Origin of the sequence: Streptomyces sp. NEAU-YJ-81, from assembly GCF_017592595.1 — a bacterium.
Taxonomy (GTDB): domain Bacteria; phylum Actinomycetota; class Actinomycetes; order Streptomycetales; family Streptomycetaceae; genus Streptomyces; species Streptomyces hygroscopicus_B.
Genome location: NZ_JAGFNO010000004.1, coordinates 441,590 through 467,460, shown reverse-complemented (window position 1 = coordinate 467,460; position 25,871 = coordinate 441,590). Strand labels below are relative to the sequence as shown.

Sequence of the window (25,871 nt, the reverse complement as noted above, 5' to 3'; positions counted from 1 at the left end):
CGTGTCCGGCCATGGAGAACGAACACCCCACGGACCGGGCCGCCGGTACCGGCGACGAGTCCGTTGGCGATCGGCTGCGTGCGCTGCGCAAGGCACGACGGCTGACGCTGCGGACCGTCGCCGAGGCCGCCGCGATCAGTGAGGGCTATCTGAGCCAGATAGAGCGCGGGCAGGCCAACCCCAGCATCGCCACCCTCCAGCAGGTCGCCGCCGCGCTCGGCCTGAAGGTGGCCGACCTGTTCGGCGACGACTTCACCAGCGGCCCGAGCGTGCTGCGCGCCGAGGAGGCGCCCCGGCTCGCCCTCGGGGTGCTCGGCGGGCGCAAGTTCCGGCTGACCCCTGGGCCGCAGCACCATCTCGAGGTGTTCCTGGGGGAGTTCGACGCCCACGGCTCCACGGGGGAGACCCTCTACAGCCACGGAGACTCGGAGGAGTTCCTCTACGTACTCGAGGGCACGGTCTCCCTCCAGCTCGGCGACCGCTCCTTCACCCTCGGGGCCGGTGACAGCATCCGCTACTCCTCCGCCGTACCGCACCGGCTGAGCGAGACGGCCGCGGCGGCCGCCCGGGTGCTGTGGGTGATCAGCCCACCCAGCTACTGACCCGCACCCCCTGGGTCCACGCTCCTCGATCCGCCCTCCTCGATCCGCGACGAAACCGGGGCCATCCCCAGGCCGCCCGACCAGCGGCCGTACGACCACGATTGGCTGAGTGCCGCAGTGCTGAACGGAAATGTGTCCTTCTGGTACCGCCAGACCGGTTTCCCCGAACGGCGTCCGCCCCTCGACGGCGACCTCGCCACCGATGTGTGCGTCGTGGGCGCGGGCTTCACCGGGCTGTGGACCGCGTACTACCTCAAGCAGGCCGCCCCCGATCTCGATATCACCGTCGTGGACCGGGAGTTCGCCGGATTCGGCGCCTCGGGGCGGAACGCCGGCTGGCTCAGCTGCAAGATCGCCGGATCGGCCGGGACCTATGCGAGGAAGCGCGGGCGCGAGGGCGTCATCGCCCTGCAGCGGGAGATGATCCACACCGTGGACGAGGTGATCTCGGTGGCCCGTACCGAGGGCATCGAGGCCGACATCGTCAAGAGCGGCTATCTCACCGTCGCCCACGGCGCGGCCCAACTGCCGCGGCTGCGCACCGCGTACGACCAGCTCCGGCACTGGGGCGCACAGGACCTGGAGTGGCTGAGCGCACCCCGCGTCGCCGAGCGGCTGCGCCTGGACGGGGCGCTGGGCGGCTACCACAATCCGCACTGCGCCCGGGTTCACCCGGCCAAGCTGGTGCAGGGCCTGGCCCGCGCGGTGGAGGCGCGGGGCGTACGGATCCTGGAGTCCACCCCCGTCACCGCCATCGCCCCCGGCCGGGTCAGCACCCCGTTCGGCACCATCAGCGCGGGCCGGATCGTCCGCGCCACCGAGGGCTTCACCAGCGGCATCGAGGGCGAGCGGCGCACCTGGCTGCCGATGAACTCCTCGATGATCGTCACCGAGCCGCTCCCCGACGAGCTGTGGAAGCGGCTCGGCTGGGAGGGCCAGGAACTCCTCAGCGACGCCACCCACGCCTACACCTACGGACAGCGCACCGCGGACGGCCGCATCGCCATCGGCGGCCGCGGAGTGCCCTACAAGTTCGGCTCCCGCACCGACCGGGCCGGACAGACCAGCGCGGACACCGTGCGCGCCCTGCGGCGGATCCTCACCGGCCTCTTCCCGGACACCGCCGAGGCCGCCATCGACCACACCTGGTCGGGGGTGCTGGCCGTGCCCCGCGACTGGTGCGCCTCGATCGACTACGACCCGGCCACCGGCCTCGGCTTCGCCGGCGGATACGTCGGCCACGGCGTGGCCGCCACCAACCTCGCCGGACGCACCCTGTCCGATCTGCTGCTCGGCCGTTCCACCGAGCTGACCGCGCTGCCCTGGGTCGGCCACCGCACCCGTCGATGGGAGCCCGAACCGTTCCGGTGGATCGGGGTGCACGGCATGTACGCCGCGTACCGCGCCGCCGACCGTACCGAGTCCTCCGGCCGCACCACCACTTCCCCCATCGCCCGTCTCGCCGACCGCATATCTGGACGCTGACCATGAGCAAGCCCACCGCCACCGCCACCGCCGCGGCCACGGACCGCTCCCCGGCCACCGACCGCGAGCGGACCGCCCGCAAGGCGGGTCTCGCCTCGTTCATCGGCACCACCGTCGAGTGGTACGACTTCTACATCTACTCCACCGCGTCCGCGCTCGTCCTCGGCAAGATCTTCTTCGGCAGCGGCGGTGACACCGCCGGCGCGCTGGAGGCGTTCGGCAGCCTGTGGCTCGGATTCCTCGCCCGGCCGATCGGCGGCATCGTCTTCGGCCACCTCGGCGACCGGATCGGCCGGAAGAAGACCCTGGTCACCACCTTGCTCATGATGGGCATCGCCACCACCTTGATCGGGCTGCTCCCCGGCTACGACGAGGTCGGCGTCGCCGCGCCCATCGCGCTGGTGCTGCTGCGCATGGTGCAGGGCATCGCGGTCGGCGGCGAATGGGGCGGCGCCGTCCTCATCGCCAGCGAACACGCGCCCAAGGGGAAGGCGCTGTCGTTCGGCGCCTTCGCCCAGCAGGGGTCACCGGCCGGATCGATCCTGGCCACCGGGATGTTCGCGCTGCTCACCCAGCTTCCGGACGACGACTTCGACGCCTGGGGCTGGCGCGTTCCGTTCCTCTTCTCCGCCGTGATGGTGGTCATCGGCCTCGTCGTGCGCCTCAAGGTCGAGGAGTCCCCGGAGTTCACCCGGCTGCGGGACGAGAAGCGCGTCGCGAAGGTCCCCCTGCGGGAACTGGTCGCCCGCCACCCCGGAACCCTCGCCCTCGGCGTGCTCGCCAGCTCCATCGGCATCGCCGCCACCTACTTCATCACCACCTTCGTCCTGTCCTGGTCCACCGGCAGCCTCGGCATGGATCGCTCCACCATGCTGAACGTGCTGCTCGTCTACAGCGTCATCCAGTTCTTCACCCAGCCCTTCGGAGTGCTGCTGGCCGACCGCTTCGGCCCGCGCCGCACCGTGGCGGCCCTGCTGAGCCTCAACTTCGCTCTGGTGCCCGTGATGTACGCCTGTGTCTCGACGACCCAGCCGGTCATCGTGGGGCTCGGCATCTGTCTGCTGGGCATCACCGGCGCGATGAACTACGCGATCCTGGCCGGACTGCTCGCCGCCGCCTTCCCGATCTCCGTGCGCTACACCGGTATCTCCCTCTCCTACCAGCTGTGTTCGGCGCTCATCGGCGGTACGGCACCCCTGGTCGGCGAGTGGCTGCTGCGCTCGACCGGCGGCTCGATCGTGCCGGTCGTGATCTACCAGATGGGGCTGGTGGCGGTGTCCCTCATCTGCTCCCTGGCGCTGCTGAAACGCTCGCGAGAGGCGTAGTCAGCCACGGTGGGGGCGGGGTTGCCCAGCCGCGGCCGGCCGCGCCGCTGGTCACAGCGCCGCGTACACCGCCTCCACCAGGGCCATCTTCCGGGGGTCGTCGACGATGTGCGGGCCCATACGGTTCATCACGTAGCCGAGGGAAAGCTCCGCTTCCGGGTCGGCCAGCCCGCAGGAGCCGCCGAAGCCGTCATGGCCGACGGCGCGCGGGTTGGGGCCGTACGAGCCGTGCGCGCCGCTCAGCCACACCCCGAGCGCCACCTCCGTGTCCCGGCCGAGAGCCTCGCCCAGGACCAGGTCCCGGCAGGAACCCTGGCCCTCGCGGGCGCGCTCGGCGGCGTCCGTGGACAGCACCCGGCGGTCGTCGGCCAGACCGCGGCGGGCGAGGATGCCGTACAGCTCGGCGATGGCGCGGGCCGTGCCATGGCCGTTGAGGGCCGGAAGCTCGGCCTCGCGCCACTCCCGGCTGTTGGCCTCGGCGGCGCCGACCACCGGATTGCCCAGCGCCGCCAAGGCGACCGGCGTGAACTTCAGGCCCGCCGCGGCCTGTTCACCGGCCGGCCGCCCGGCCCGCGGACCGATCAGTTCGGCGGCCCGGCCGGTCTCCTTCTCCGGAAGGCCGATGGTGAAGTCGATGCCCAGCGGCCCGGTGACCTCCTGCCGCAGGAACTCGCCGGGCAGCAGCCCGGTGATCCGCCGGATCACCTCGCCGATCAGGAAGCCGTAGGTGAGCGCGTGATAGCCGCTACGGGTGCCGGGCTCCCACCACGGCTCGGCCGCGGCCAGCCGGGCGGTGGTCAACTCCCAGTCGTACAGCTCCGCCACGCTGTGCGGCTCCCGCAACCCGGCCAGCCCCGCCCGGTGCGAGAGGAGATACCGCACCGGCAGCGAGCCCTTGCCGGCCGCGGCGAACTCGGGCCAGTACGCGGCCACCGGCGCGTCCAGGTCCAACAGCCCGCGGTCCGCCAGCACATGGGCACACAGGGCCGTCGGCCCCTTGGTGGTCGACCACACATTGACCAGGGTGTCCCGCTCCCAGGGGCGGGTGCGCCCGGCCTCGGCCCAGCCGGCCCACAGATCCACCACGGTCTCCGAGCCGATCCGCACGGCCACCGCGGCGCCCAGCTCGTCGCGTTCGCGGAAGTTCGCCTCGAAGGCGGCCCGCACTCCGGCGAACCGGGGGTCGCAGTAGCCCTGGATCGGGGCCGGGGACTCGGTCATGTGGTTCCTCCTGACACTCGGGTGGTCGGTGGGGCCGGTGGCGGTCAGGTCCGGCCCGTGAGCACGACCTCGCAGCCGCGCAGCTCATAGCTGCCGATCTCGTCCTTGAAGCCGACCCTGGGCGGGGACGCCATACGGAGGCCGGGCAGGGCGAACAGCCGGCTGAGGAAGACATCCGTCTCCAGGAGCGCGATGGCGGCTCCGGGGCATTTGTGCGCACCGTCCCCGAAGGACAGCCCCGGCGCACCGGCGCCCGCGGCCATCGGGCGGCCCGGACGGAGCCGCTCCGGCCGCTCGCCCACCGTACGGCCGTCGAGATTGGCGCGGTGGAGCAGGACATCGACCAGCTCCCCGGGCGGCACCGTCACCTCCGCGCCCGGATCCTGGCCGCCGCCGGGCAGCCGGAGTGGTGCGGTGGTACGACGGCGGAGCCGGCCGATGACCGGTTCGAGCCGGAGGATCTCGTGCAGGATCGCGATCCGGCCGGGCTCGTCGGCGGCCCGGTACCGCGCCAGCAGGGCGGCGTCGCCGAACAGATGCCACGCGGCCACATTGACGAACTCCCGGGTGGTGACCATGCCCGCGGCGGCGAAGGTGATGCACTCGCCCAGGATCTCGCCGGACGAACACCCCTCGTCCAGCAGATGGGAGATCAGGTCGTCGCGCCGCCGTCGCCGCCGGGCCCGTACGGCCGGGCGGACATCACCCCAGTAGATCCGCAGCCAGTTCGCGTTCTGCCGCAGCAGCCAGCGGATCCCGTGCAGACTGGTCAGCCCCGGGGTGCCGAACTTCTCGGGGAAGAACCGCTCCAGCCGCCTCCGGATCCCGGGCCGGCTCTCCGTCAGGCCGATCACGGCACTGGCCACCTCGATCGCCAGATGGAAGGCCGCATCGGCGAGCACACCCCGGCCGGTGTCCCGGATGGTGTCGAGCTGTGCCTCCGCCACCCGGACCATGACCTCGCGATAGTGCTCGTCGACCCGGCGCGGGGTGAAGAACCGGGCGGTCTGCCGCCGGTCCTCACGGTGTTCGGGACCGTCCCGGTAGAGCACCGGCCGCCGGAACCGGGACGGCAGCTTCTCCACCGTCTCGATGCCGAGCCCGGCCTGCACGGTGGCGGTGCTGCGCAGGACGGCGCGGGCCTCCTCATAGCCGGACACCTGCCAGATCCCGTCGGGCCCCCGACGCACCGGGCAGCCGCCTCCGTACGGCCCCCGGTCGACCCTGCGCTCCCCGAATTCCCGCGCTCCGCGGTCGTGTGATCCGCCGCCCATGGGCGGCACCTCCCGGCTCAGACTAGGAGTAGCGCGGCCACCTTACGGGCTCCGGATGCCGCTTTCCCAGGTCTAGGCTCGATTTCATGGACAGCGAGAACCCTCTGGGACGCTTTTTGCGCGCCCGCCGTGAACTGGTGCGGCCCGAGGACGTGGACATCCGGTCCGCCGGCCGGCGCCGGGTGGCGGGGCTGCGCCGCGAGGAGGTCGCCCTGCTGGCGGGGGTCAGCACCGACTACTACATACGGCTGGAGCAGGGCCGGGAGCGGCATCCCTCGGCGCAGGTGACCGAGGCGCTGGCCCGGGCCCTGGTGCTGGAGGAGGACGCGGTCGCCCATCTGCACCGGCTGGCCCGTCCGGCCCCCGGCCGGCGCCGCCCGGCCGCGCGGCGGGAGCGGGTGAGCCCGACCCTGCTGCGGATGATGGAGGGCTGGCCGCGGACACCGGCCGTCGTCCTGGGGCGCTGTCTGACCGTACTGGCCCACAACACTCTGGGCAGGGCCCTGTTCGACGGGCACACCCACAGCCGGGACCTGATGCGGCTGGTCTTCCTCGACCCGGACGCGCGGGAGTTCTACCCCGACTGGGAGCGGGTGGCGGTCAACACCGTCGCCGGGCTCCGCGCGGCGGCCGGAATCGACGAGGAGGACCCCGAACTGATCGCGGTCATCGGCGAGTTGTCGCTGAAGAGCGAGGCGTTCCGGCGGCTGTGGGCCCGCCATGACATCCGTCAGAAGACCCATGAGACCAAGCGCTTCCGGCACCGCCTGGTCGGGGAGCTGACGCTGGAGTACGAGGCGCTGACCGTGAACAGCGCCCCCGGTCAGCAGCTCGTCGTCTACCAGGCCGAACCGGGCAGCCCGTCCGAACAGGCGCTGTCCCTGCTGGGCAGCCTCGCCGCCGACGCGGTGGAGACGCCCCACGACACCATGAGCACCACGACGAAGGACTCTTCCGCATGACCCTCATTAACTCGCCCGTCTGGTTCATCACCGGCTGTTCCACCGGTCTGGGCCGGGCACTCGCCACCGCCGTCCTCGACCATGGCCACCGCGCGGTGGTCACCGCCCGCGCCCCCGGGCAGCTGGCCGACATCGTCGCCGGGCACGGGGACCGCGCGCTGGCCCTGGCGCTCGACGTCACCGACAAGGACCAGGTGGCGGAGGCCGTCAAGGAGGCGGAAACCGCCTTCGGCCTCATCGACGTACTGGTCAACAACGCGGGCTACGGCTATCTCGCCGCTCTCGAGGAGGGCGAGGACGCGGAGGTCCGGGCCCTGTTCGACACCAATGTCTTCGGCCTGGTGGACGTCACCCGGGCGGTGCTGCCGGGCATGCGCGCCCGCCGCGCCGGCCACATCGTGAACATCTCCTCCCTCGGCGGCCTGGCCGCCTTCGGCGCCACCGGCTACTACCACGCCACCAAGTTCGCCGTGGAGGGCCTCTCCGAATCGCTCGCCGCCGAGGTGGCCCCGCTGGGCATCAAGGTGACGATCGTCGAACCCGCCGCCTTCCGCACCAACTGGTCCGGCCCCTCCATGCGGCAGTCCGCCGTCACCATCGACGACTACGCCGAGAGCGCGGGCGCACGGCGCACCAGCACCCTCGCCACCTACGGCCACCAGCCCGGGGATCCGGCGCGGGCGAGCGAGGCCATCATCGGCGCGGTGGAGGCGGAGGAGCCCCCGCTGCGGCTGCTGCTGGGCAAGGCGGCCTATGACATCGCCCAGGCCAGGCTGGACTCGCTCAGGACCGCCTTCGATGCCTGGCGCGATGTCACCCTCGGAGCCGACTACCCCGTGGCCGCGCCCTAGGCCCGCCGATTACCCCGTGGCCGCGCGCTGGGCCCGCCGACTCACCGGGACCGTCAGCGCCCCCGCACCCGGCGGCTCCACCGGCGCAGCAGCCCCCGCCGGGTCCGGGAAGCCCGTGCTCCGAAGGGCGGACGGGCCCCCGGATCCGCCACGGCGTGGCTCGGCGTCCACTGACCGTCGGGGGAGAGGATCGGTACCTTGCGCTCCGCCTGCGCCAGGATCTCGTGGTGGGAGTCATGGGCGGTCACTCGGAACGCCTCGTCATGGGAGGCCAGGGCCGCCCGCAGGGCCGTGCCGGTCGCGCCGCGGCGACGGGCGAGGGACGCCACCCAGCCGAGGAAGCCCATGAGCGCGGCGAGCACCCCGGCGACGATCAGATACGGCAGCACATCACCCATGGGCCGAGGCTACGTGAGGCCGCACCTCGTCGAGGAGAGCCAATTCGAGACCGCGAACCCGGCGGTCTCCTCCGCCACCGCCACCGCCCGCGCACCGCTGGCCACCGTCGGCACGCCCTCTCGCCGCACCGCGCGAAAACCCAAGTAGCTCCGCTACGAGGGCCTCCACGCGGCACGCCGAGAGCACGCACCGGACGCCGCTCCTTCGCCCACGGAGATCCGTCAGAAGGACCCTAGGGCAGGGCGGCGCGGTCGGCACGCCGTACGACATCCGGGTCCAGCACGGCGAGCAGCGCCTCCATGTCCCCGCCTCGCGCGGCGGGGAGAAAGGCGTCGACGGTGCGCCGCTGCCGGTCCAGCTCGGCGCGGGGCACCGCCGCGATACCCCGCACCTTCTGGCGGCCGAGGAGACGGTCACCCCACGGGAGATTCGGCTCGTTCCTGATCCCGCAGTTCCTCAATCCGCGGCTGAACCGCCGCGACGACGCCTACGGCCACGACTCGGCCGGCCGGCGGCGACTGCTGATGGAGATCGTCGACGAGGTGGCCGCGGCCTGGGACGGCCGCCGGGTGGGCGTCCGCCTGTCGCCGTACTGGACCGCCGAGTGGTTCACCGCCGATGAGCGGATGCTCGCCGACTACGACGCGCTCGTGGCGGAGCCCGTGTCCGCGAGCCCCGCCTCGATCATGGCGTTCCCGGTCTCCCGGTCGAAGCCGTGGTTGGCGATCAGCGGACCGTCGAAGAGGCGCCGATAGCCGGCGAAGGCGTCCTGGCCGAGGGCGGCGCCCGGCGCGGCGGGGGCCGGTCCGCCGCGCAGATGCGGATAGGCCACGGGGCGGTCGCTCGTCTCCTACGCCACGCACTTCGTGGCCAACCCCGGCCTCGTGGCCCGGTTCGCCCTGGACCGCGAGCCGGCGGCGGGCGGCCCGGGGACGTACTACACCGGCGGGGCGGGCGGCTATGTCGACTATCCGGCCGGTGGCTGGGAGACGGCGTCAGGCGGGTGAGAGCGCCCGCGGCGGCGTCAGGCGTTGAGGGCGCCCGAGCCGAGCAGTCCGAACAGCGCCAGGCCGATGACGATCCGGTAGATCACGAAGGCGTTGAACGAATGCTTGGCGACGAACTTCAGCAGCCAGGCGATCGAGGCGTAGGCCACGGCGAAGGACACCACCGTGCCCACCGCGAGCGGCACCGTTCCCACGCCACCGCCCATGGCGTCCTTGAGCTCGTACAGACCGGCGCCGGTCAGCGATGGAATGCCCAGGAAGAAGGAGAGCCTGGTGGCGGCCAGGCGGTCCAGGTCGAGCATGAGGCCGGTGGCCATCGTGGCGCCCGAGCGGGAGAAGCCGGGGAAGAGCAGCGCGAGGATCTGCGAGGAGCCGACCAGCATCGCGTCCTTGACGCTGGTGTCGTCCTCCCCGCGCTTGTGGCGGCCCATCCGGTCGGCCAGCCACATCAGCCCGCTGCCCACGATCAGCGAGGCGGCCACCACCCACAGGGAGGCGAGCGGGCCTTCGATCAGCGGTTTGGCCGCCAGGCCCACGACCACGATGGGGATCGTGGCGTAGATGACCCACCAGGCGAACTTGTAGTCGTGGTGGTACCGCTCCTCGCGGTTGACCAGCCCCCGTCCCCATGCGGTGGCGAAGCGCCGGATGTCGCGGAAGAAGTACAGCAGGACGGCGGCGATGGCACCGACCTGGATCACCGCGGTGAAGGCGACGACGGACTTGTCGTCCACCGGGATGTCCATCAGCCCCTCAGTGATCTTGAGGTGGCCGGTGGAGGAGACCGGGAGGAACTCCGTGACCCCCTCGACGACGCCGAGAACCACGGCCTGTCCGATGTTGATCGCGCTCACGTGATCCGTCCCGCCGGTGTCTTTCCGTAACCAGTGAATGTGTACGGGACGGTAGACGATGGATCGGGAAGGTGACCAATCGGCGGGCGGCCCACCGCGGTCCGGCGCGATCGTGGGGGAGGGGGCGGCCACGGCATCCGGGCATCGCCGCGGCCCGTGCCCGTAGAGAGAAGGGCACGGGCCGCCGCGGCCGAAAAGGTCAGGCGGCCGGACCGGAGCCGCTGAGCAGGCTCCGTACGCCGGTGGCCGAGAGGGTGACGGCCTCCGGGGCACCCGCGTCGATGGTCAGGGAGAGCTCTTCGGAGGGCCATCCCTGGGCCAGCGCGCCCAGCGGCACCAGGTGGTACCGCTCGATCTGGGGCAGGGCCTGGTGCATCCGGTCCGGAGTGGTGAAGACCGGTACCAGCTGAGCGCCGTCCTCCTGCTGGAACACGGGCAGGGTCACGGCCTGGGGGTCGGTCTCCTCTCCGCTCTCGGCGGAGGGGAGGAGGACCTCACTGTTGGCGAGGGTGTTCAGCGCCGACTCGTCCGCCCGGTCGGCCGCCAGCTCGCCGAGGGCCTGCTGGGTGGCGGAGACGTTTTCATCGGAAGGGCTGGTCATGATTCCGTCCATGGATCGGGTTTTGGGTCTTCATGGGTTTCTGGGTCCCAGAGCGACTGGTTCAACAGCCGCGGCTGGCTCGAATACCCCGCCTCATGGAACTCACACGTCCTCCTCGCGCTCGATTCCTTCCCGGGGCCCGACGGGGCCCGACAGGCCCGCCCGGGAAGGTGCCCCGGGCTACGAACTGGCCCAGCCCAGCGACCGCTCGACCGCCCGCTGCCAGTTCTCGTACTCCGCCTCCCGCCGCGCGGGGTCCATCGTGGGCATCCATTGGGCCGCGCGGTGCCAGTTGCGGCGCAGCCCCTCCAGATCGGGCCAGTAGCCGGAGACGAGCCCGGCGGCGTAGGCGGCCCCGAGAGAGACGGTCTCGGAGACCATGGGGCGCACCACGGGCAGGTCCAGGACATCGGCCAGGAACTGCATCAGCAGATTGTTCGACGTCATCCCGCCGTCCACCTTCAGCTGCCGCAGCGGCTGGGGCGAGTCGGCGTTCATGGCGTCGACCACTTCCCGGGTCTGCCACCCGGTGGCCTCCAGAACGGCGCGGGCCAGATGTCCCTTGGTGATGTACGAGGTGAGCCCGACGATCACCCCGCGCGCGTCGCTGCGCCAGTGCGGGGCGAAGAGCCCGGAGAAGGCGGGGACGATGTAGCAGCCGCCGTTGTCCTCGACGCCGCGGGCCAGGGTCTCGATCTCGGGGGCGCTGTGGATCATGCCCAGGCGGTCGCGGAACCACTGCACCAGCGAGCCGGTGACGGCGATCGGGCCCTCCAGGGCGTAGACCGTCGGCTCGTCGCCGAGTTTGTAGCCCACCGTGGTCAGCAGCCCGTGCCGGGACCGTACGAGCTCGGTGCCGGTGTTGAGCAGGAGGAAGCTGCCGGTGCCGTAGGTGCATTTCGCCTCGCCGCTGGCAAAACAGGTCTGCCCGAACAGCGCCGCCTGCTGATCGCCGAGCGCGGCGCAGATCGGCACCTGCGGCAGCAGGGCGCGGGCCATGCCGTAGCGCTCGGCGGAGGGGCGGATCTCCGGCAGCATCGCCCGGGGCACATCGAAATAGGCCAGCAGCTCATCGTCCCAGGTCAGGCTGCGGATGTTCATCAGCATGGTGCGGCTGGCGTTGGTGGCGTCGGTGAGGTGCAGTCCGCCGTCGGGCCCGCCGGTGAGGTTCCAGATCAGCCAGCTCTCCATCGTGCCGAACAGCACGTCTCCGCGCCCCGCGCGCTCGCGCAAGCCGTCGACATGGTCGAACAGCCAGCGCAGCCGTGGCGCGGAGAAGTAGGTCGTGGGGGACAGTCCGCAGCGTTCGAGGAAGAAGTCGTCACCGGTGGTCCGCCGCAGTTCCTCGACATAGCCGCTGGTGCGGGTGTCCTGCCAGGTGATGGCGTGGCACACGGGAACGCCGGTGCGCCGGTCCCAGACCACTGTGGTCTCGCGCTGATTGGCGATGCCGATGGCCGCGATCTGCTCGGGCCGGATCCCCGCGCCCTCCAGGGCCCGGGGTACGACGACACGGCGCAGATGGGACCAGATCTCGGCGGGGTCGTGCTCGGCCCAGCCGGGCTTGGAGAAGTACTGCTCATGTTCTCGCTGGCCGACCGAGACCAGCCGTCCCTGGTGGTCGAAGAGGATGCACCGGGTGGACATGGTGCCCTGGTCGATGGACATCACATAGCGTTCAACCATGGCCTGGCCTGCCTTCGGGCGGGTTCGAGCAGGGCACGGGGCGTCACCAGCGGGCCGCGCCGAGATCGCGGGAGATCGCCCGGGCGGCGTCGCGCGTCAGCCCGACGAGTGAGGGATGAGGGCGGCCCTTGCTGTCGCAGAGGCGGTCCACGGCGCCGGAGACGCCGACGGCGCCCACCACCAGCCCGCCCTGTCCGCGGATCGGCGCGGCGATATCGGCCTCGCCCACCATCATCTCCTCGGTCGCGACCGCCCAGCCATTCTCGCGGATCTCGCCCATCGCCCGGCTGAGCTGCTGGGGAGAGACAAGTGTGTGACGGGTGTAGTTCTCCGGTTCGGATTCCATGAGCGGCTCCAGAGGGGTCGCCCCGTACGCCAGCAGGATCTTGCCCAGTGCGCTGGCGTGCAGGGGCAGCAGCGAGCCCACGTCCAGGGTCTGGAAGGTGTCGTCGGGCCGGAAGACGTGGTGGACGATGAGGACCTTGCCCTCCAGGGGCACTCCGAGCCGGACCGCCTCACCGCTGCGGGCGGCCAGGGCGTCGGTCCAGTTGATGGAGCGGGACCGCAGCTCGTTGATGTCGAGATAGCTGGTCCCCAGGTGCAGCAGCGCCGCGCCGAGCTGGTACTTCCCCGTCGCCTTGTCCTGTTCGACGAAGTCGACGCCCTGCAGCGTGCGCAGAATGCCGTGCGCGGTGCCTTTCGCGAGGCCGAGCGAGGCGGCCACCTCGCCCAGACTGAGCCGACCGGAGCCCTGGGCGAGCAGCCGAAGAATCGCCGCCGCCCGCTCGATGGACTGCACCGGGCCGGCCATGACGCGATCGTAGCTCTTCGGCCAGTGGCACAGCCTGTCGGCGAAAACGCCAAACGTTCGGTAATGCCGACTCGGATTCGTTGACCCCGGCGGATAGGGGCCATAGCGTCCGTATCGGGACAAGAAGACCAGGATGCCAAAAGGCGACCCGAAGGGTGCCCGGCACAGACAACCCACTCGGCTCGGAGAGGAGGAGACGTGGCGGAACAACTGAGCTATCCGAAGCCCGGCGTCACCGGGCAGGCCGCGGAGACCGTCGATTTCACCGGCGCCCGTCTCATCGGCTCCCAGGCGCCGGAACCGGACCCCCTGCTGGCGCCGGTGGTGACACGCGGCGAGGTCCCGGGCCGGCCCCCGGCGGACGAGGGAGACGGCCATGTCCTCCCGGTCCCGCACATCTGCGAGGCCGTCGCCACCGTGCGGCGGCGGGCGCACGCGCTGCTGACCGAATGGGAGCTGTCGGACGACTGCCTCGACGAGGCACTCATGGTGATCTCGGAACTGGTCACCAACGCGATCCTGCACGCCCTGCCCCCGGCCGTGCTGCGGCTGCGCTGGACCGAGTGCGAGGGCTCCGCCGGCCTGCGCATCGAGGTCACCGACGGCGGCCCGGTGCCCGCCGGTCAGCGGGCGGAGGAGGACATCGAGCCCGATGAGCACGGCCGCGGGCTCGGCATCGTCACCGCGCTGTCCACGCGCCACGGCAGCCACTCCTGCCATGAGGGCATCACCTGGTGGGCGGACGTGCCGGTCGCCTAACCGGCGGCCCGGTCCCAGGTGACCGGGAGCCGATGGACGCCGTAGATCAGCATGTCGTGGCGCAGGGGCACCTCGTCGGGCGGCACCGCCAGGCGCAGCGTGGGGAAGCGCCGCAGCAGGGCGGGAAAGCCCGTCCGCATCTCCATCCGCGCCAGATGCTGGCCCAGGCACTGGTGAATGCCGTGGCCGAAGGCGATCTGATCGGCCGTCTCGCGGGTGACGTCCAGGGTGCCGGGGTCGGGGAACCGCGAGGGGTCCCGGTTGGCCGAGGCGAGCGACCCGACGACCGTCTCCCCGGCCCGCACCCGCGCCCCGGCGATCTCGAGATCCTCCTGGGCGACCCGTACCGTCCCGAACTGGACGATGGTCAGATACCGCAGCAGCTCCTCGACCGCGTGGTCGATCACCTCGGGCCGCTCCCGCACCAGCTTCGACTGCCCGGGGTGGCGCAACAGGGCGTAGGTGCCAAGGGCCAGCATGTTCGCCGTCGTCTCATGGCCCGCGATGAGCAGCAGCAGCCCCACACCGGTCAGCTCCTCGTCGGTCAGCCCGGCCGCCGTGGCGGTGCCGGAGCCGCCGGGCGCGCCGTGCTCGCCGTTGACCAGACGGGAGAGCAGCGCCTCGTCCGGCCGGTGCCGCTTGGTGTCGATCAGCTCCCGCATGTACTCCCACAGCGCGTCCCGGGCCGCGTAGACCTCCTCCTCGCCCTGGCCGATCCGGAGCAGAACGGTGGCCCACCGCTGGAAGTCGGCCCGGTCCTCGTACGGCACCCCGAGCAGCTCGCAGATCACCAGCGACGGGACCGGCTGGGCGAAGGACGTCACGAGGTCGGCCGGCGGACCGGCGCGCTCCATCGCGGCCAGGTGGCCGTCGACGATCTCCTCGATCCGGGGCTGCAGCCGCCGCATCCCCCGGGCGGTGAACCACTTGCTCAGCAGCCGCCGGTAGCGGGTGTGCTCGGGTGGATCCATGCCGATGAACGAGCCCAGCATGCGGCGATCGTCCGGGCGGACCGGAAACGCGTGCACCGGCGAGGAGGTCCGGCGGCGGTCCGAGCTGAACCGGTCATCCGCCAGCAACTGCGCCACGTCCTCGTGCCGGGTGAGCAGCCAGCCCGCCTTGCCGTCCGGAAAGGCCAGACGACTGGCTCCGCCCTCCTCGCGCAGCGCCTCGTAGGCACCGGGCGGGTCGAAGGGGCAGTCGCGATGTCTGGGCAGCGGCGCCGGAGTCGACGCGCGTGATGTGACGGACACGGAAACGCTCCCTTCGAAGGCGAACCGAGTCCCTCCCTTTTGAGCGTAGCTCGGGCCGCTGGGCCGGGCGACGCGACCGGGGCCTCAAGGCAACCGGCCGTCACCGCGGGTGGTTTCCCCGGCCGACGCGGCATCGCGCGCCGCGCGCTGGAGGAGACGGGGAACCGTCCGGTGGTGGATCGGCGCGGCCAGGGCCCACAGCGGGCGGCCGACGGGCCGGTCGAACCGTACGAAGGTCGCCCACAGGACCCTCGCGTCCTCGACGGCCACGACGTTGTGCGTGAGCATCAGCGGGGAGCGCGCGGTGAGGGTCAGCGAGTGATCCGCCGCGTCCGAGACGGCCCACCCCAGGACATGGCGCGGCGACGTCCTGGGGCCCAGCCGGAGGCCGAGCCCCAGCGTCCAGCCCAGCATGAGGAACCGCCGCAGGGGAGCCGGAGCGCCCTCGAAGACGGCCCGCGCCCATTGCTCGGCGGTCATCAGGGCCCCTGCCCGCGGGACCGGTAAGGCGAACGCCGAGGCGTAGTGGGCACCCGCGAGGTCGTCACGGGCCGCCAGCGCCCCGGGCACCGCGACGCGTCGTGCGCGAGGAGTGGCCGGGGGAGTGGTCATGGGAAGAACTCCTTTTCATGACGTGGCCGGGGCTTCATGACGTGACCGGCGATCACGACGTGGCCGGGGCTTCATGACGTGGCTGGGCCGGCGCGGACGCAGGAAGGTCCCGGGAGCGCCGGATGGGGGAGAAGAGCAGGATCAGCCCGGCGAGCGGAATGCCCGCCGTGGTGATCCACATGGCGGCCCGGAGGCCCAGCGCGGTGCCGAGCGCGCCGCCGAGCAGCGCTCCGAGGGGCAGCGTTCCGTAGCTGACGAACGCCGATGACGCGGTGAGTCGGCCGAGCAGCTCCGGCGGGCAGTAGCGCTGCTGGAAGCTCGCCTTGATCACATTGCCGGCCACCACACCGGCGGTGACGCAGAAGCCGCCCGCCACGAACAGCACGACCCACGGTCCCTCGGCGGTCATCGGCATGAGCAGCGCGCCCACGGCCAGCCCCAGCTCGAACAGGAGCGTCGCCCGCGCGTCGCCGACCCGGGCGGCGACACGGCGTGCGCAGAACGCCCCGACGACGCCGCCGAGGCTGACGGCCGCGATGAGCCCACCGACCAGCCCGGGGGACAGCCCGACGGTCCGGACCAGGAAGACCACCCGGATCGACTGGTAGCCCATCAGCGCCAGGTTGGACGCGGCCGCGAAGAGCGTCAGGGTGCGCAGCCACCGGTCGTGGGCGATCAGCCGCAGCCCCTCGGCCACCTCGCGGGCCAGCGCCCGGGGCGGGCGCTCGGCCCGGGGGACGCGCGGTTCGCGGAAGCCGATGCCGGTCAGGCAGGCAAGGGAGACCAGAAAGGTCGCGGCGTTGACGAACATCCCGTTCACCGCGCCCGCCACCTGTGCGATCAGACCGGCGGAGCCCTGGCCGCCGATCTGCGCCGCGGACGCGCTGCCGTGCAGTTTGGCGTTGCCCTCGGGCTGGTCCTCGGGGTTCAGGAGGCGGGCGAGATACGCGCTGTAGGCGGTCTGGAAGAACACCGCCGCCGTACCCGTCAACAGGGCGACGGTCAGCAGCAGTCCGATGCTCAGCAGGCCGCACCGGGCGGCCACCGGAACACTCGCGAACAGCACCAGCGAGACCGCGGCGGCGGCCAGCATGACCGGCCTTCGGCGCCACCGGTCCACCCAGGCCCCCGCCGGAAGGCCGATGACCAGCCAAGGGGCCCAGCTCGCGGCGGTCAGCAGACCGACCTCGAAGGTGTCCGCGTGCAAGGTGGTGACCGCGATCAGCGGCATCGCCACTCCGGTGACGGCCGCACCGTACTTCCCGGCGGTCTCACCGCACCACAGCAGCCGGAAGTCACGGTGGCGACGCAGCAGGCCACCGGAGGTTCTGGGTGTCACGACGGTCAGGCTCCTTGAGCGGGAAGAAGGGCGGCCGCATGGCGGAGCAGTGCGTGCAGGGCCGGGTTGTCATTGTTCTTACGCCACACGAGGTTGAGTTCTACCGGCTCAGGAGTGGTCAGCTCCACCGATTTGAAGACGATGTTCGGGTAGCGCGGCCGGGCGGCGGTCTCCGGGACCAGGGCCACGCCCCAGCCGCCGTTCACCAGGGCCAGGATGGTGTGGACCTGGCTCAGATACTGGGAGAAGACCGGGGTGGCGTGTGCGGCGCGGAAGATGCTGATGAGCAGCTCGTTGAAGTAGCGCGCCTCGATCGGCGAGTACATCAGCAGGTCCTGCCCGTCGAAGTCGGCCACTTGAAGCGGCCCTTCGCCCGCCGCCAGCGGATGTCCCGTCGGCAGGGCGGCGAGCAGCCGCTCCCGGGCCGCGGGCCGGGACCGCAGATCCGGTCCGGTGACCGAGGGCCGCACCAGGCCCAGGTCCAGGCTCCGCTCGGTGACGGCCTCCAACTGGTCCCGGGTGACCATCTCGCGCAGGGTGATCTCCGCGCCCGGCATGGTCGCACGGGCGATCTCCAGGAGAGTGCCGAGTACGGAGTGGGCGCTGGCCGCCGTGAAGCCGATGGCGATGCTCCCCGCCTCGCCCGTCGCCACCTGCCGGACGGCGAGGACGGCGTGCTCGGACTGGCGCAGGATACGGCGGGCCTCGGTGAGGAAGGCGCGTCCCGCGGGGGTGAGCCGCACCGAGCGGTTGGTGCGCTCCAGCAACTGGACCCGCAACTCGGTCTCCAGCAGCTGGATCTGGCGGCTCAGCGGCGGCTGGGTCATCTTCAGCCGCTCCGCGGCCCGGGTGAAGTGCAGCTCCTCGGCGACCGTCACAAAGCTGATGAGTTGCATGAGCGTGAACAACGATGCTCTCCCGGTATCAACGCATGCCAATTTTAAGTTAGACGTAGATCGTCTGGCGACCTTAGCTTGCAAAGGAGCTCGCCGGCCGCCCCGGGGCGGATCCGGCGATATCCACTCGCCCCGCATACGGGCCCACACACAGGGACAACACGTGGTGACCACATCGCATACGGCAACGCACACCGCGCAGCAGGCAGGTGAGGCAACCCTCGACCGGGTCTCCTGGATCCGAGTGTCCTCGGTCGTCCTTCCCCTGGCCACGCCCATCAGCGACGCCAAGGTTCTCACCGGGCGCCAGAAGCCGATGACGGAGGTGGCCTTCCTCTTCGTCGAACTCGCCACCGCGGAGGGACACCAGGGGATCGGCTTCAGCTACTCCAAGCGCGCGGGAGGCCCCGGCCAGTTCGCCCATGCCCAGGAGATCGCGCCCACCCTCCTCGGCGAGGACCCCAGCGACATCGGCAAGATCTGGACCAAGCTGGTGTGGGCCGGCGCCTCCGTGGGCCGCAGCGGGCTGTCCACCCAGGCGGTGGCGGCCTTCGACATCGCCCTGTGGGACCTCAAGGCCAAGCGGGCCGGGCTGCCGCTGGCCAAGCTGCTGGGCGCACACCGCGACACCGTCCGCTGCTACAACACCTCGGGCGGCTTTCTGCACACGCCGACCGAGCAGGTTCTGGAGAACGCGACGGCCTCCCTGGCCAGCGGAATCGGCGGCATCAAGATCAAGGTGGGGCAGCCGGACGGCAAGGAGGACCTGCGCCGGCTGACCGCCGTACGGGAGCACCTGGGCGACGATGTGCCGCTGATGGTCGACGCCAATCAGCAGTGGGACCGGCCCACCGCACAGCGCATGGGGCGCGCCTTGGAGGAGTTCGGCCTGGTCTGGATCGAGGAGCCGCTGGACGCCTATGACGCACCGGGCCACGCGGCCCTCGCCGCCTCGCTGGACACCCCCGTGGCCACCGGGGAGATGCTGGCCAGCGTCGCCGAACACTGGGAGCTGATACGCCACAACGCGGCGGACGTCATTCAGCCCGACGCACCGCGCATCGGTGGCATCACCCAGTTCCTCAAGCTGGCCACCCTCGCCGATCAGCACCATCTGCAACTCGCCCCGCACTTCGCGATGGAGATCCACCTCCATCTGGCGGCCGCGTATCCGCAGGAGCCGTGGGTGGAGCATTTCGACTGGCTGGAGCCGCTGTTCAACGAGCGGCTGCAGATCAGCGACGGCCGGATGCGGGTGTCCGCACGGCCCGGCCTCGGGATCACCCTCAGCGAGCAGGCCCGCGCCTGGATGCGCGCCGAGGCCGAATTCGGTGCCCGGTAAGTCCGGTTCACACCGGCGCCGATCGCGAATCCACGGGCACACCCATTGACCAGCGGTGTTCACCCCTCTAGCCTCCATCTTCATATATAGACGGAGTGCATGTACGTGGACTCCTTGGCCCGTGTGGCGATCCGCTCGAGCCTCCAGCTCACCGGCCGCAGTTCAAAGGGGAACTGAAGACATGCCTCTCGTCGTCGTCGGAATCAGCGTGGTGATCCTGCTGTTCCTCATGACCAAGCTGAAGCTCAACGGCTTCATCGCCCTGCTCCTCGTGGCCGTCGGCGTCGCGCTGGTGCAGGGGGTCGAGGTGGAGAAGATCCCCGATGTGCTCGGAGAGGGCGTCGGGGGTCAGATCGGCGACACCATGCTCGTCGTCGGTCTCGGCGCCATGGTCGGCCGGGTCATGGGCGACTGCGGCGCGGCCCAGCGGATAGCCAACACCCTCATCGACACCTTCGGACTGCGCTGGGTCCAGGTGGCGATGGTGGTCACCGCCATGCTCATCGGCGTGACCATGTTCTACGAGGTCGCCTTCGTCATCATCGTGCCGGTGGCGTTCACCATCGTCCGGGTCACCCGGAAGAACCTGCTGTGGGTCGGGCTTCCGATGTCGATCGCCCTGTCGACCATGCACAGCTTTCTGCCGCCGCACCCCGGGCCCACCGCGGTGGCCTCGAGCTTCCACGCCTCCGTCGGTCTGACCCTGTTCTACGGGCTGTTCATCGCCGTTCCGGCCGGTGCGCTGATCGCCCTGGTGTGGCCGCGGCTCCCGTTCGTCCGGCGGATGGACCCCGAGATCCCCAAGGGCCTGGTCAGCGAGCGCACCTTCACCGAGGAGGAGATGCCGGGCCTCGGCTGGTCGCTGTCGGTGGCCCTGGTCCCGGTGGTGCTGATCGCCGGTGCCGCGGTGACCGACATGGCCGTGTCCGGCGACAGTCCCGCCCTGCACGTCATCACCTTCATCGGCTCCGCCCCGATCGCCCTGCTGCTGACCCTGCTGCTGGCGGTGTGGGCGTTCGGCCCCCGGATCGGCCGGAGCCTGGCCGAGGTCAGCGCCTCCTGCAACTCGGCGGCCCAGGCGATGGCGATGATCCTGCTGGTCATCGGGGCCGGCGGCGCCTTCAAGGAGGTCCTGGTCGAGGGCGGGATATCCGACTACATCAAGGACCTCACCGACGACTGGTCCATCTCGCCGATCATCCTCGCCTGGCTCATCGCCGTCGTCCTGCGGGTGGCGCTCGGATCGGCTACGGTCGCCGTGGTCACCGCCGCCGGTGTGGTGCAGCCGCTCCTGGAGAACAGTGGAGTCCACCCCGAGCTGATGGTCCTCGCCGTCTCCTGCGGATCGATCGCCTTCAGCCATGTGAACGACCCCGGCTTCTGGATGTTCAAGGAGTACTTCAACCTCTCCGTCATCGACGCCATCAAGGCGCGCACCACCTACACCACCGTGCTCGCGGTCCTCGGCCTCGGCGGCGTGCTGGCCATCGAGGCCATTATCTGAACCCTCCCTGTGCGACCCCTCCGACACCGACCCAAGGACGCCACGATGAGCCAGCCGACCGTCACCTCGTTCGCCGTCTATCCGGTCGCCGGCCGGGACAGCATGGAGCTGAACCTCTCCGGTGCCCACGGCCCCTACTTCACCCGCAACGTGGTCGTCCTCGAGGACTCCGAGGGCCGTACCGGACTGGGGGAGGTCCCCGGCGGTGAGAAGATCACCCAGACGCTGCGCGACGCCGAATCCCTCGTCGTCGGGGCGCGGGTGGGCGACTACAAGCGGGTGCTGGGCGAGATCGGGCGGCGGTTCCGCGACCGCGACGCCGGGGGCCGGGGCACCCAGACCTTCGATCTGCGCACCACCGTGCACGCCGTCACCGCCGTCGAGTCGGCCCTGCTGGACCTGTTGGGCCAGCATCTGGAGGTGCCCGTGGCGGCGCTCCTGGGCGACGGTCAGCAGCGCGACGCGGTACGGGTCCTGGGCTATCTGTTCTACGTCGGCGACCCCGACCGGACCGACCTGGAGTACGTCCGCGAACCCGGCGCCGAAGCGGAGTGGTACCGCATCCGCCACGAGGAGGCGCTGACCCCCGAGGCGATCGTCCGCCAGGCGGAGGCCACCTACGACCTCTACGGTTTCAAGGACTTCAAGCTCAAGGGCGGCGTCCTGGAGGGAAACGAGGAGGTCAAGGCGGTACGGGCGCTCAAGGACCGGTTCCCCGACGCCCGCATCACCCTCGACCCCAACGGCGCCTGGTCGCTGCGCGAGGCGATCGAGCTGTGCCGGCCGCTGCTCGGCACGCTCGCCTACGCCGAGGACCCCTGCGGGGCCGAGGACGGCTACTCGGGCCGGGAGATCCTGGCCGAGTTCCGGCGCGCCACCGGACTGCCCACGGCCACCAACATGATCGCCACGGACTGGCGGCAGATGACTCACGCACTGGCGCTGCAGTCCGTCTCCATTCCGCTGGCCGACCCCCACTTCTGGACCATGCAGGGGTCGGTGCGGGTGGCCCAGCTCTGCCACGAGATGGGCCTGACCTGGGGATGCCACTCCAACAACCACTTCGACATCTCCCTGGCGATGGTGGCTCACTGCGGAGCCGCCGCCCCGGGCGAGTACAACGCCCTGGACACTCACTGGATCTGGCAGGAGGGACTGGAGCGGCTCACCGTCGAGCCGCCGCGGATCACCGGCGGTGAGATCGCCATCCCGGACGCCCCCGGGCTCGGCATCCGGCTCGACCGCGACCGGCTCCTCGCCGCCCACGCCCTCTACCAGGAGAAGGCGCTGGGGGCGCGGGACGACGCGGTCGGCATGCGCTATCTCATTCCGGGCTGGACCTTCGACAACAAGCGTCCCTGCCTGGTGCGTTGAGTGCGGTGACCCCGCGCATGCCGACCGGCCCGGTCAGACGGTGGGGCCGCCCATCGAGCGGCCCCCCGTGCCCGTATCGGGGGCCGTACGGCCCGGACTCAGACCTCCAGACCGGCCTCGATCCTGCGGAGCTGGTGCCGTGCCATCGCCAGGTTGGCCCGGTTCTTGTCCAGCGCCAGATAGAGGAAGAGGCCCTGGCTGTCCCGGCCCTTCAGCAGCCGGATCAGGTGGTACTGGCTGCCGAGGGTGATGAGGATGTCCTCGATGGAGTCCTGCAGACCGAGCTGTTCCATGGTCCGCACCTTGGCGCGCACCACATCGGTGTTGCCCGCGGCCGCCACCGTCAGGTCGAGTTCTTTTCCGCCACCCACGGTGCCGAGGGCCATCCCGCTGGAGTAGTCGACCAGCGCGGCGCCGAGGGCGCCCTCTATGGACGTCATCGCCTCTTTGAGCGCGGTCTGGGTGTTCGCCATGATCGTGGCTGTTCCTTTCGATGTCAGTGATGTCCGGTCGGGTGCCGACGCGGGTGTACGCGCCGGGCGGGAAAGGTCGTGGTGGTCAGGGCTGCGGCTGCTCGGCCCTGCTGAGGGCGACGCCCACCAGATCGGCGAGCCGGGCGCCCGAGCGGCGGGCCTCCATATGGAGGCGGCCGACGTTGGTGCGGTCACCGGCCAGAACGGTCAGCACGGCCGTGGAACCCGCGGCATAGGTGGCCACATAGCCGTTCTCGCCGCGGACCAGCAGCTCACGGAAGGCGCCCCGCCCGGTGGCGCCGGCCAGCGACTGCGCCACCCCGAGGGCCGCGGCGGTCAGCGCCGCCACCCCCTCGGCTTCGACGGCCGTGTCATGCGCCAGCACCACGCCGTCGCTGGTGGCGGCCAGGGCGCCGGTCACATGGGTCACCCGGGCCCGCAGCCGGCGCAGCTCCTCCAGTACGTCGGGCTCGGCGGCCAGCAGCCACTTCCGCTCCGTGCGCTGCCGCAGGCCGAGTCTCATGACGCCGCGCACGGGGCGGGCGGGTCGGTCAGGGGAATCACAGCGTTGCCTCCAAGGCGTCGCGGAGCCGGCGCAGCAGGTCGATATCGGGATCGGTGAAGACGGCCGCGGCGGGACCGCGGTCCGCGGCGGGCGGCGCGGAGGCGCCGGACCGGGCGGGCAGATCGGGGCCGCCCGGATGTCCCGGACGGGCGGGCCGCGGTGTGGCGACATGGCCCGCCGCCGCCAGCCGCCGAATGTCGATCAGCGTGTGGAAGGCGGGACGGCCCAGCTCCCGCGCGATACCGGCGGGGGTGCGTACCCCATCCGCCAGCGCCAGCACCGCGCGCTGACGGGCGGTCACCGCCGGGGCGCGGCCATCGGGGCGGCGAAGCACCACCGGCTCGGTGTCCACCTGCGGATACGGCCACAGGGAGTCCAGCAGCTTGCCGCGGCGCCGGGTCTCGCGCTCGACGGCGACCGCGCCCACCGCGCGCACCGGTCCGAGCCAGTGGGCCGCGCCCCGCTGGAAGCCGCGGGGGCCGCTGCCGTGCCCGAGTGCGAAGTACGCCGCGTCGAACAGCGCGCCCAGATGGCAGATCTCCAGCTCCGCGTCCGACAGCCGGCCGCTGTCGACGAGGAACCGCCCGACCCCGCCGGCCGGGCCCGTCCGGCCCACCGCCTCCCGCCAGGTGTCGGCGGTCAGCCGCCCACCGGTGGTGAGCAGCACCTCGATCCCGGGGGCCTCGGGGCTTTCGGCGTGCACCACCTGGCCGTCGCGGAGGTAGACGGTGCCCGCGTCGCACAGCAGGGCGCCGCTGGCCCGCTCGGCGGCGAGACCGGTGAGGCTGGGCGCGTGGCCGGCTCGCCCACCGGCCCTGCGAGGCATGTTCATATCAGCGCCAGACGCCCGCACATATCGCGCAGCCGCATCCGGGCGAGCGCCAGATTCCCCTCCCGGCGGTCGAGCCAGAGATAGAAGAAGACGCCGCTGTCGAAGGCCGTGTCGACGAAACGCAGCAGGTGGTAGCAGGTGCGGGTGGTGACGATGACGTCCTCGACGGCGGGCTCCCCGTCCGTATCCCCGTCGGGGTCGCTCCCGGAGCCGCCCATCGCGCCGCCGGGGCCCAGCGCGGCGAACGCCCGCTGCTCGGCGGCCATCCGGGCCAGCTCGGCCGTCTCCGCCGCCGTGGCCTCGGGGTCCTCGTCCCGCACCTCGCCGACCATGCCGAGCGCGAGTCCGCTGGTCCACTCGATCACGGCGGCTCCGCGCGCGCCGTTCACGGTCATCGCTTCCAGCAAGCACTCGTCGATTCCGGGCATGCGGCCTCCCCTTCCCTGCGTCGCCCGTGGCGGGCGCCCACCGGGGGCGCTTCGCCAGTGACGGAGAGGTTACGCAGGGTTCAGCGGTTGGGGGTTAAATCCGGTAATGCTCGGAAATGGTGGGGGGCGTGTAGTAGGGTCCGCCGCCCCATGGGCCCCGTATGCCTCGGCAGCCCTGCCGGGCGCCACGCCGGGCCCGGTCATCGGCCCTCTGAACGGATTCATAGCCGTTTCGGGGCCCACCGGGCCACAGACGGGCGGGCGCATATTCCACCGTCCTATTGCAGGCGTGGTGGATGGGTCAGTAGACGGTCGTGCGATGGTCGAGTACGCATTCGCAGGGAGCCGGAACGCGGCGCGGTGCCCGACAGGGGCGCCCACAAGGCTTTCCCAGGGTCGTTTCACACCCCTGTGCCGCACAGAGTGGCGAGATTTGACGGTACCGATGTGGCGGAAACCGCCCGCGTTTCACCCGGCTTGTCTGCGCTGTCCTGACGGTGCGTTACCGAACGGCGGGTGCGGAGGGGGAGGCGGTGGCGCCCGGAGTGGAGGGGGAGGCCGAGGAGCCCGGGGCGTCGTCGACCGGAGCGGGCGGGGACGGTGTGGGCGGTTCGCCCTTGCCCTCGAGCGAGGCCGGCTTCTTCAGGACCACCATCGGCTCCCCGGGCTTGGGCATCACCGGCTTGGTGAAGTCCGGGCCCTGGGTCGGAGTCTCGGTGATCTGCGCGGGAAGCCGCTCGTAGTCGACCATCCCGGTGTTCTCCATCTGCGTGATGTGGTCCAACACCGTGTTGTTGGCCTGGGTGGCGAGCTGACGCACCAGGGTGTTCTTGCTGGTCGCCCGGATCTTGGCGATGGAGCTGAAGATCTGGCCGTGGGTGATGCGCAGGATCTGGGCCATCTCGCTGTCGAAGTTCTTGCCCGTGGCGGCCGTGAGGGTGTCCAGGAACCCCTGCTGCTGCGGTGTGGGCTTGTTGGGCAGGGTGATGCCGAGTTTGGGTGCGATGTCCCGTGATGCGTCGTCCAGTTGCGCATGCCCCACGATCAGATGTTCACCGGCTGTCTTCACCGCCGCCGTGGTGCCCTTCTTGAGGGCCAGTTCACCGACGGGGTACTCCCACAGCCCGGCGAGCCGGACCTTGACCACGAACTCCTTGTCGGCCCCGGTGAGCGGTCCGTACTGCGTCGAGTTCGTCTTCGCCAGGTTCGTCTGGTTCTCCTGCTGCACACCCGTCAGCGCGGGCGACATGATCACGCCGAGGGTGACCACCACGGAACCTATGAGGAGGGAGGTACCTGTCACGAAGTACCGGGATCGCATAGAGCCTCCTGGCGGGGACGCCGGTCGTTGTGCAGAGCAGTGTCTGCCCGTGCTTGCACCGGCGAATACGGACCGCGGAGGGTCTGTGCTCAATG

General features: G+C 71.2%; 29 protein-coding genes and 1 pseudogene. 12 read left to right on the top strand and 18 right to left on the bottom strand.

The annotated features are described in order from the left end of the window. The first annotated feature begins 11 nt into the window (after window positions 1-11). The 3 genes from J5X86_RS13300 (at window position 12) to J5X86_RS13290 (ending at window position 3,412) form a co-directional block, all read left to right on the top strand. Complete coding sequence (locus J5X86_RS13300; protein WP_093469534.1) at window positions 12-602, top strand: helix-turn-helix domain-containing protein; 591 nt, start codon at window positions 12-14, stop codon at window positions 600-602. A 117-nt stretch (window positions 603-719) separates the two neighbouring features. Then, window positions 720-2,087 (top strand): FAD-binding oxidoreductase, encoded by a 1,368-nt coding sequence (locus J5X86_RS13295; protein ID WP_308124534.1) that lies wholly within the window; start codon window positions 720-722, stop codon window positions 2,085-2,087. Between the two features lie 2 nt (window positions 2,088-2,089). After that, a complete protein-coding gene (locus tag J5X86_RS13290; protein WP_208516946.1) occupies window positions 2,090-3,412 on the top strand; it encodes an MFS transporter in 1,323 nt (440 codons plus the stop codon). A gap of 51 nt (window positions 3,413-3,463) precedes the next feature. Here the strand turns inward: J5X86_RS13290 and J5X86_RS13285 are convergent, their stop codons facing one another. Together J5X86_RS13285 and J5X86_RS13280 are read right to left on the bottom strand one after the other, a co-directional pair. Next, complete coding sequence (locus J5X86_RS13285) at window positions 3,464-4,633, bottom strand: serine hydrolase domain-containing protein (RefSeq protein ID WP_208516945.1); 1,170 nt, start codon at window positions 4,631-4,633, stop codon at window positions 3,464-3,466. 44 nt (window positions 4,634-4,677) lie between these two features. Next, on the bottom strand, window positions 4,678-5,907 hold the full coding sequence (locus J5X86_RS13280; RefSeq protein WP_243980181.1) for a cytochrome P450: 1,230 nt from the start codon (window positions 5,905-5,907) through the stop codon (window positions 4,678-4,680). 86 nt (window positions 5,908-5,993) lie between these two features. On the opposite strand from J5X86_RS13280, the gene J5X86_RS13275 reads away from it, so the two are divergent. Together J5X86_RS13275 and J5X86_RS13270 are read left to right on the top strand one after the other, a co-directional pair. Further along, window positions 5,994-6,869, top strand: a complete 876-nt coding sequence (locus tag J5X86_RS13275; RefSeq protein ID WP_208516944.1) for a helix-turn-helix transcriptional regulator — start codon at window positions 5,994-5,996, stop codon at window positions 6,867-6,869. After that, the gene (locus J5X86_RS13270) at window positions 6,866-7,720 is read left to right on the top strand and encodes an oxidoreductase (protein ID WP_208516943.1); all 855 of its coding nucleotides are present in this window, start codon (window positions 6,866-6,868) and stop codon (window positions 7,718-7,720) included. The genes J5X86_RS13275 and J5X86_RS13270 overlap by 4 nt, the downstream gene beginning before the upstream one ends. Window positions 7,721-7,773: 53 nt before the next feature. On the opposite strand, the gene J5X86_RS13265 is transcribed toward J5X86_RS13270, so the two are convergent. Then, the gene (locus J5X86_RS13265) at window positions 7,774-8,118 is read right to left on the bottom strand and encodes a hypothetical protein (protein WP_208516942.1); all 345 of its coding nucleotides are present in this window, start codon (window positions 8,116-8,118) and stop codon (window positions 7,774-7,776) included. Here J5X86_RS13265 and J5X86_RS13260 point away from each other — a divergent pair. Next, entirely contained in the window at window positions 8,117-8,266 is a 150-nt protein-coding gene (locus J5X86_RS13260; protein ID WP_208516941.1) for a hypothetical protein, read from the top strand. The two genes, J5X86_RS13265 and J5X86_RS13260, sit on opposite strands and share 2 nt — an antisense overlap. Window positions 8,267-8,351: 85 nt before the next feature. Here the strand turns inward: J5X86_RS13260 and J5X86_RS13255 are convergent, their stop codons facing one another. After that, window positions 8,352-8,510, bottom strand: a complete 159-nt coding sequence (locus tag J5X86_RS13255; RefSeq protein ID WP_374229250.1) for a hypothetical protein — start codon at window positions 8,508-8,510, stop codon at window positions 8,352-8,354. On the opposite strand from J5X86_RS13255, the pseudogene J5X86_RS52835 reads away from it, so the two are divergent. After that, window positions 8,458-8,700, top strand: a pseudogene (locus J5X86_RS52835) (hypothetical protein); the annotation flags it as partial. The gene J5X86_RS13255 and the pseudogene J5X86_RS52835 overlap by 53 nt on opposite strands. A gap of 56 nt (window positions 8,701-8,756) precedes the next feature. Here the strand turns inward: J5X86_RS52835 and J5X86_RS50635 are convergent. Next, window positions 8,757-8,951, bottom strand: a complete 195-nt coding sequence (locus J5X86_RS50635) for a hypothetical protein (RefSeq protein WP_243980178.1) — start codon at window positions 8,949-8,951, stop codon at window positions 8,757-8,759. 34 nt (window positions 8,952-8,985) lie between these two features. On the opposite strand from J5X86_RS50635, the gene J5X86_RS13245 reads away from it, so the two are divergent. Then, window positions 8,986-9,126 carry a hypothetical protein gene (locus tag J5X86_RS13245; protein ID WP_208516939.1) on the top strand — a complete coding sequence of 47 codons (141 nt, stop codon included), beginning with the start codon at window positions 8,986-8,988 and terminating at the stop codon, window positions 9,124-9,126. 17 nt (window positions 9,127-9,143) lie between these two features. On the opposite strand, the gene J5X86_RS13240 is transcribed toward J5X86_RS13245, so the two are convergent. The 4 genes from J5X86_RS13240 to J5X86_RS13225 all read right to left on the bottom strand — a co-directional run bounded on the left by J5X86_RS13240 (window position 9,144) and on the right by J5X86_RS13225 (window position 13,078). After that, on the bottom strand, window positions 9,144-9,980 hold the full coding sequence (locus tag J5X86_RS13240) for an undecaprenyl-diphosphate phosphatase (RefSeq protein WP_208516938.1): 837 nt from the start codon (window positions 9,978-9,980) through the stop codon (window positions 9,144-9,146). A 199-nt stretch (window positions 9,981-10,179) separates the two neighbouring features. Beyond that, window positions 10,180-10,581, bottom strand: a complete 402-nt coding sequence (locus tag J5X86_RS13235; protein ID WP_078647054.1) for an SseB family protein — start codon at window positions 10,579-10,581, stop codon at window positions 10,180-10,182. Window positions 10,582-10,761: 180 nt separating this feature from the next. Further along, complete coding sequence (glpK, locus tag J5X86_RS13230; protein WP_208516937.1) at window positions 10,762-12,267, bottom strand: glycerol kinase GlpK; 1,506 nt, start codon at window positions 12,265-12,267, stop codon at window positions 10,762-10,764. A gap of 43 nt (window positions 12,268-12,310) precedes the next feature. Next, complete coding sequence (locus J5X86_RS13225) at window positions 12,311-13,078, bottom strand: IclR family transcriptional regulator (protein ID WP_208516936.1); 768 nt, start codon at window positions 13,076-13,078, stop codon at window positions 12,311-12,313. Window positions 13,079-13,276: 198 nt separating this feature from the next. On the opposite strand from J5X86_RS13225, the gene J5X86_RS13220 reads away from it, so the two are divergent. Then, on the top strand, window positions 13,277-13,837 hold the full coding sequence (locus tag J5X86_RS13220) for an ATP-binding protein (RefSeq protein ID WP_308124533.1): 561 nt from the start codon (window positions 13,277-13,279) through the stop codon (window positions 13,835-13,837). Here the strand turns inward: J5X86_RS13220 and J5X86_RS13215 are convergent. The 4 genes from J5X86_RS13215 to J5X86_RS13200 form a co-directional block, all read right to left on the bottom strand. Next, on the bottom strand, window positions 13,834-15,090 hold the full coding sequence (locus J5X86_RS13215) for a cytochrome P450 (protein WP_208516935.1): 1,257 nt from the start codon (window positions 15,088-15,090) through the stop codon (window positions 13,834-13,836). The two genes, J5X86_RS13220 and J5X86_RS13215, sit on opposite strands and share 4 nt — an antisense overlap. A gap of 84 nt (window positions 15,091-15,174) precedes the next feature. Further along, entirely contained in the window at window positions 15,175-15,702 is a 528-nt protein-coding gene (locus J5X86_RS13210) for a DUF2867 domain-containing protein (protein WP_208516934.1), read from the bottom strand. Between the two features lie 52 nt (window positions 15,703-15,754). After that, window positions 15,755-17,041, bottom strand: a complete 1,287-nt coding sequence (locus J5X86_RS13205; RefSeq protein ID WP_208516933.1) for an MFS transporter — start codon at window positions 17,039-17,041, stop codon at window positions 15,755-15,757. Between the two features lie 5 nt (window positions 17,042-17,046). Next, window positions 17,047-17,949: a LysR substrate-binding domain-containing protein gene (locus J5X86_RS13200; RefSeq protein WP_208516932.1), complete on the bottom strand. Its 903-nt coding sequence runs from the start codon at window positions 17,947-17,949 to the stop codon at window positions 17,047-17,049. A 151-nt stretch (window positions 17,950-18,100) separates the two neighbouring features. On the opposite strand from J5X86_RS13200, the gene J5X86_RS13195 reads away from it, so the two are divergent. The 3 genes from J5X86_RS13195 (at window position 18,101) to J5X86_RS13185 (ending at window position 22,157) form a co-directional block, all read left to right on the top strand. Next, window positions 18,101-19,279, top strand: coding sequence for a mandelate racemase/muconate lactonizing enzyme family protein (locus J5X86_RS13195; protein WP_208516931.1), 1,179 nt, complete (start codon window positions 18,101-18,103; stop codon window positions 19,277-19,279). Between the two features lie 181 nt (window positions 19,280-19,460). Continuing rightward, the gene (locus J5X86_RS13190) at window positions 19,461-20,783 is read left to right on the top strand and encodes a gluconate:H+ symporter (RefSeq protein ID WP_078638520.1); all 1,323 of its coding nucleotides are present in this window, start codon (window positions 19,461-19,463) and stop codon (window positions 20,781-20,783) included. Between the two features lie 45 nt (window positions 20,784-20,828). Then, a complete protein-coding gene (locus J5X86_RS13185) occupies window positions 20,829-22,157 on the top strand; it encodes an enolase C-terminal domain-like protein (protein ID WP_208516930.1) in 1,329 nt (442 codons plus the stop codon). Between the two features lie 98 nt (window positions 22,158-22,255). On the opposite strand, the gene J5X86_RS13180 is transcribed toward J5X86_RS13185, so the two are convergent. From J5X86_RS13180 to J5X86_RS13160, 5 genes are all read right to left on the bottom strand, one after another. Beyond that, on the bottom strand, window positions 22,256-22,630 hold the full coding sequence (locus tag J5X86_RS13180; RefSeq protein ID WP_208516929.1) for a hypothetical protein: 375 nt from the start codon (window positions 22,628-22,630) through the stop codon (window positions 22,256-22,258). 85 nt (window positions 22,631-22,715) lie between these two features. Beyond that, window positions 22,716-23,153 (bottom strand): roadblock/LC7 domain-containing protein, encoded by a 438-nt coding sequence (locus tag J5X86_RS13175; protein WP_208516928.1) that lies wholly within the window; start codon window positions 23,151-23,153, stop codon window positions 22,716-22,718. Between the two features lie 37 nt (window positions 23,154-23,190). Further along, window positions 23,191-24,027 (bottom strand): transcriptional regulator, encoded by an 837-nt coding sequence (locus tag J5X86_RS13170; protein ID WP_208516927.1) that lies wholly within the window; start codon window positions 24,025-24,027, stop codon window positions 23,191-23,193. After that, on the bottom strand, window positions 24,024-24,455 hold the full coding sequence (locus J5X86_RS13165; protein ID WP_208516926.1) for a hypothetical protein: 432 nt from the start codon (window positions 24,453-24,455) through the stop codon (window positions 24,024-24,026). The genes J5X86_RS13170 and J5X86_RS13165 overlap by 4 nt, the downstream gene beginning before the upstream one ends. 502 nt (window positions 24,456-24,957) lie before the next feature. Then, complete coding sequence (locus J5X86_RS13160) at window positions 24,958-25,776, bottom strand: DUF4142 domain-containing protein (protein WP_208516925.1); 819 nt, start codon at window positions 25,774-25,776, stop codon at window positions 24,958-24,960. Window positions 25,777-25,871: the final 95 nt, after the last annotated feature.

Excerpts from the sequence above, each read along its gene's own strand:
- J5X86_RS13300 (WP_093469534.1), top strand. The coding sequence starts at position 12 with ATGGAGAACGAACACCCCACGGACCGGGCCGCCGGTACCGGCGACGAG.
- J5X86_RS13290 (WP_208516946.1), top strand. The coding sequence starts at position 2,090 with ATGAGCAAGCCCACCGCCACCGCCACCGCCGCGGCCACGGACCGCTCC.
- J5X86_RS13285 (WP_208516945.1), bottom strand. The coding sequence starts at position 4,633 with ATGACCGAGTCCCCGGCCCCGATCCAGGGCTACTGCGACCCCCGGTTC.
- J5X86_RS13280 (WP_243980181.1), bottom strand. The coding sequence starts at position 5,907 with ATGGGCGGCGGATCACACGACCGCGGAGCGCGGGAATTCGGGGAGCGC.
- J5X86_RS13275 (WP_208516944.1), top strand. The coding sequence starts at position 5,994 with ATGGACAGCGAGAACCCTCTGGGACGCTTTTTGCGCGCCCGCCGTGAA.
- J5X86_RS13270 (WP_208516943.1), top strand. The coding sequence starts at position 6,866 with ATGACCCTCATTAACTCGCCCGTCTGGTTCATCACCGGCTGTTCCACC.
- J5X86_RS13260 (WP_208516941.1), top strand. The coding sequence starts at position 8,117 with ATGGGCCGAGGCTACGTGAGGCCGCACCTCGTCGAGGAGAGCCAATTC.
- J5X86_RS13265 (WP_208516942.1), bottom strand. The coding sequence starts at position 8,118 with ATGGGTGATGTGCTGCCGTATCTGATCGTCGCCGGGGTGCTCGCCGCG.
- J5X86_RS13235 (WP_078647054.1), bottom strand. The coding sequence starts at position 10,581 with ATGACCAGCCCTTCCGATGAAAACGTCTCCGCCACCCAGCAGGCCCTC.
- glpK (WP_208516937.1), bottom strand. The coding sequence starts at position 12,267 with ATGGTTGAACGCTATGTGATGTCCATCGACCAGGGCACCATGTCCACC.
- J5X86_RS13225 (WP_208516936.1), bottom strand. The coding sequence starts at position 13,078 with ATGGCCGGCCCGGTGCAGTCCATCGAGCGGGCGGCGGCGATTCTTCGG.
- J5X86_RS13210 (WP_208516934.1), bottom strand. The coding sequence starts at position 15,702 with ATGACCACTCCCCCGGCCACTCCTCGCGCACGACGCGTCGCGGTGCCC.
- J5X86_RS13190 (WP_078638520.1), top strand. The coding sequence starts at position 19,461 with ATGCCTCTCGTCGTCGTCGGAATCAGCGTGGTGATCCTGCTGTTCCTC.
- J5X86_RS13185 (WP_208516930.1), top strand. The coding sequence starts at position 20,829 with ATGAGCCAGCCGACCGTCACCTCGTTCGCCGTCTATCCGGTCGCCGGC.
- J5X86_RS13180 (WP_208516929.1), bottom strand. The coding sequence starts at position 22,630 with ATGGCGAACACCCAGACCGCGCTCAAAGAGGCGATGACGTCCATAGAG.
- J5X86_RS13175 (WP_208516928.1), bottom strand. The coding sequence starts at position 23,153 with ATGAGACTCGGCCTGCGGCAGCGCACGGAGCGGAAGTGGCTGCTGGCC.
- J5X86_RS13170 (WP_208516927.1), bottom strand. The coding sequence starts at position 24,027 with ATGAACATGCCTCGCAGGGCCGGTGGGCGAGCCGGCCACGCGCCCAGC.
- J5X86_RS13165 (WP_208516926.1), bottom strand. The coding sequence starts at position 24,455 with ATGCCCGGAATCGACGAGTGCTTGCTGGAAGCGATGACCGTGAACGGC.
- J5X86_RS13160 (WP_208516925.1), bottom strand. The coding sequence starts at position 25,776 with ATGCGATCCCGGTACTTCGTGACAGGTACCTCCCTCCTCATAGGTTCC.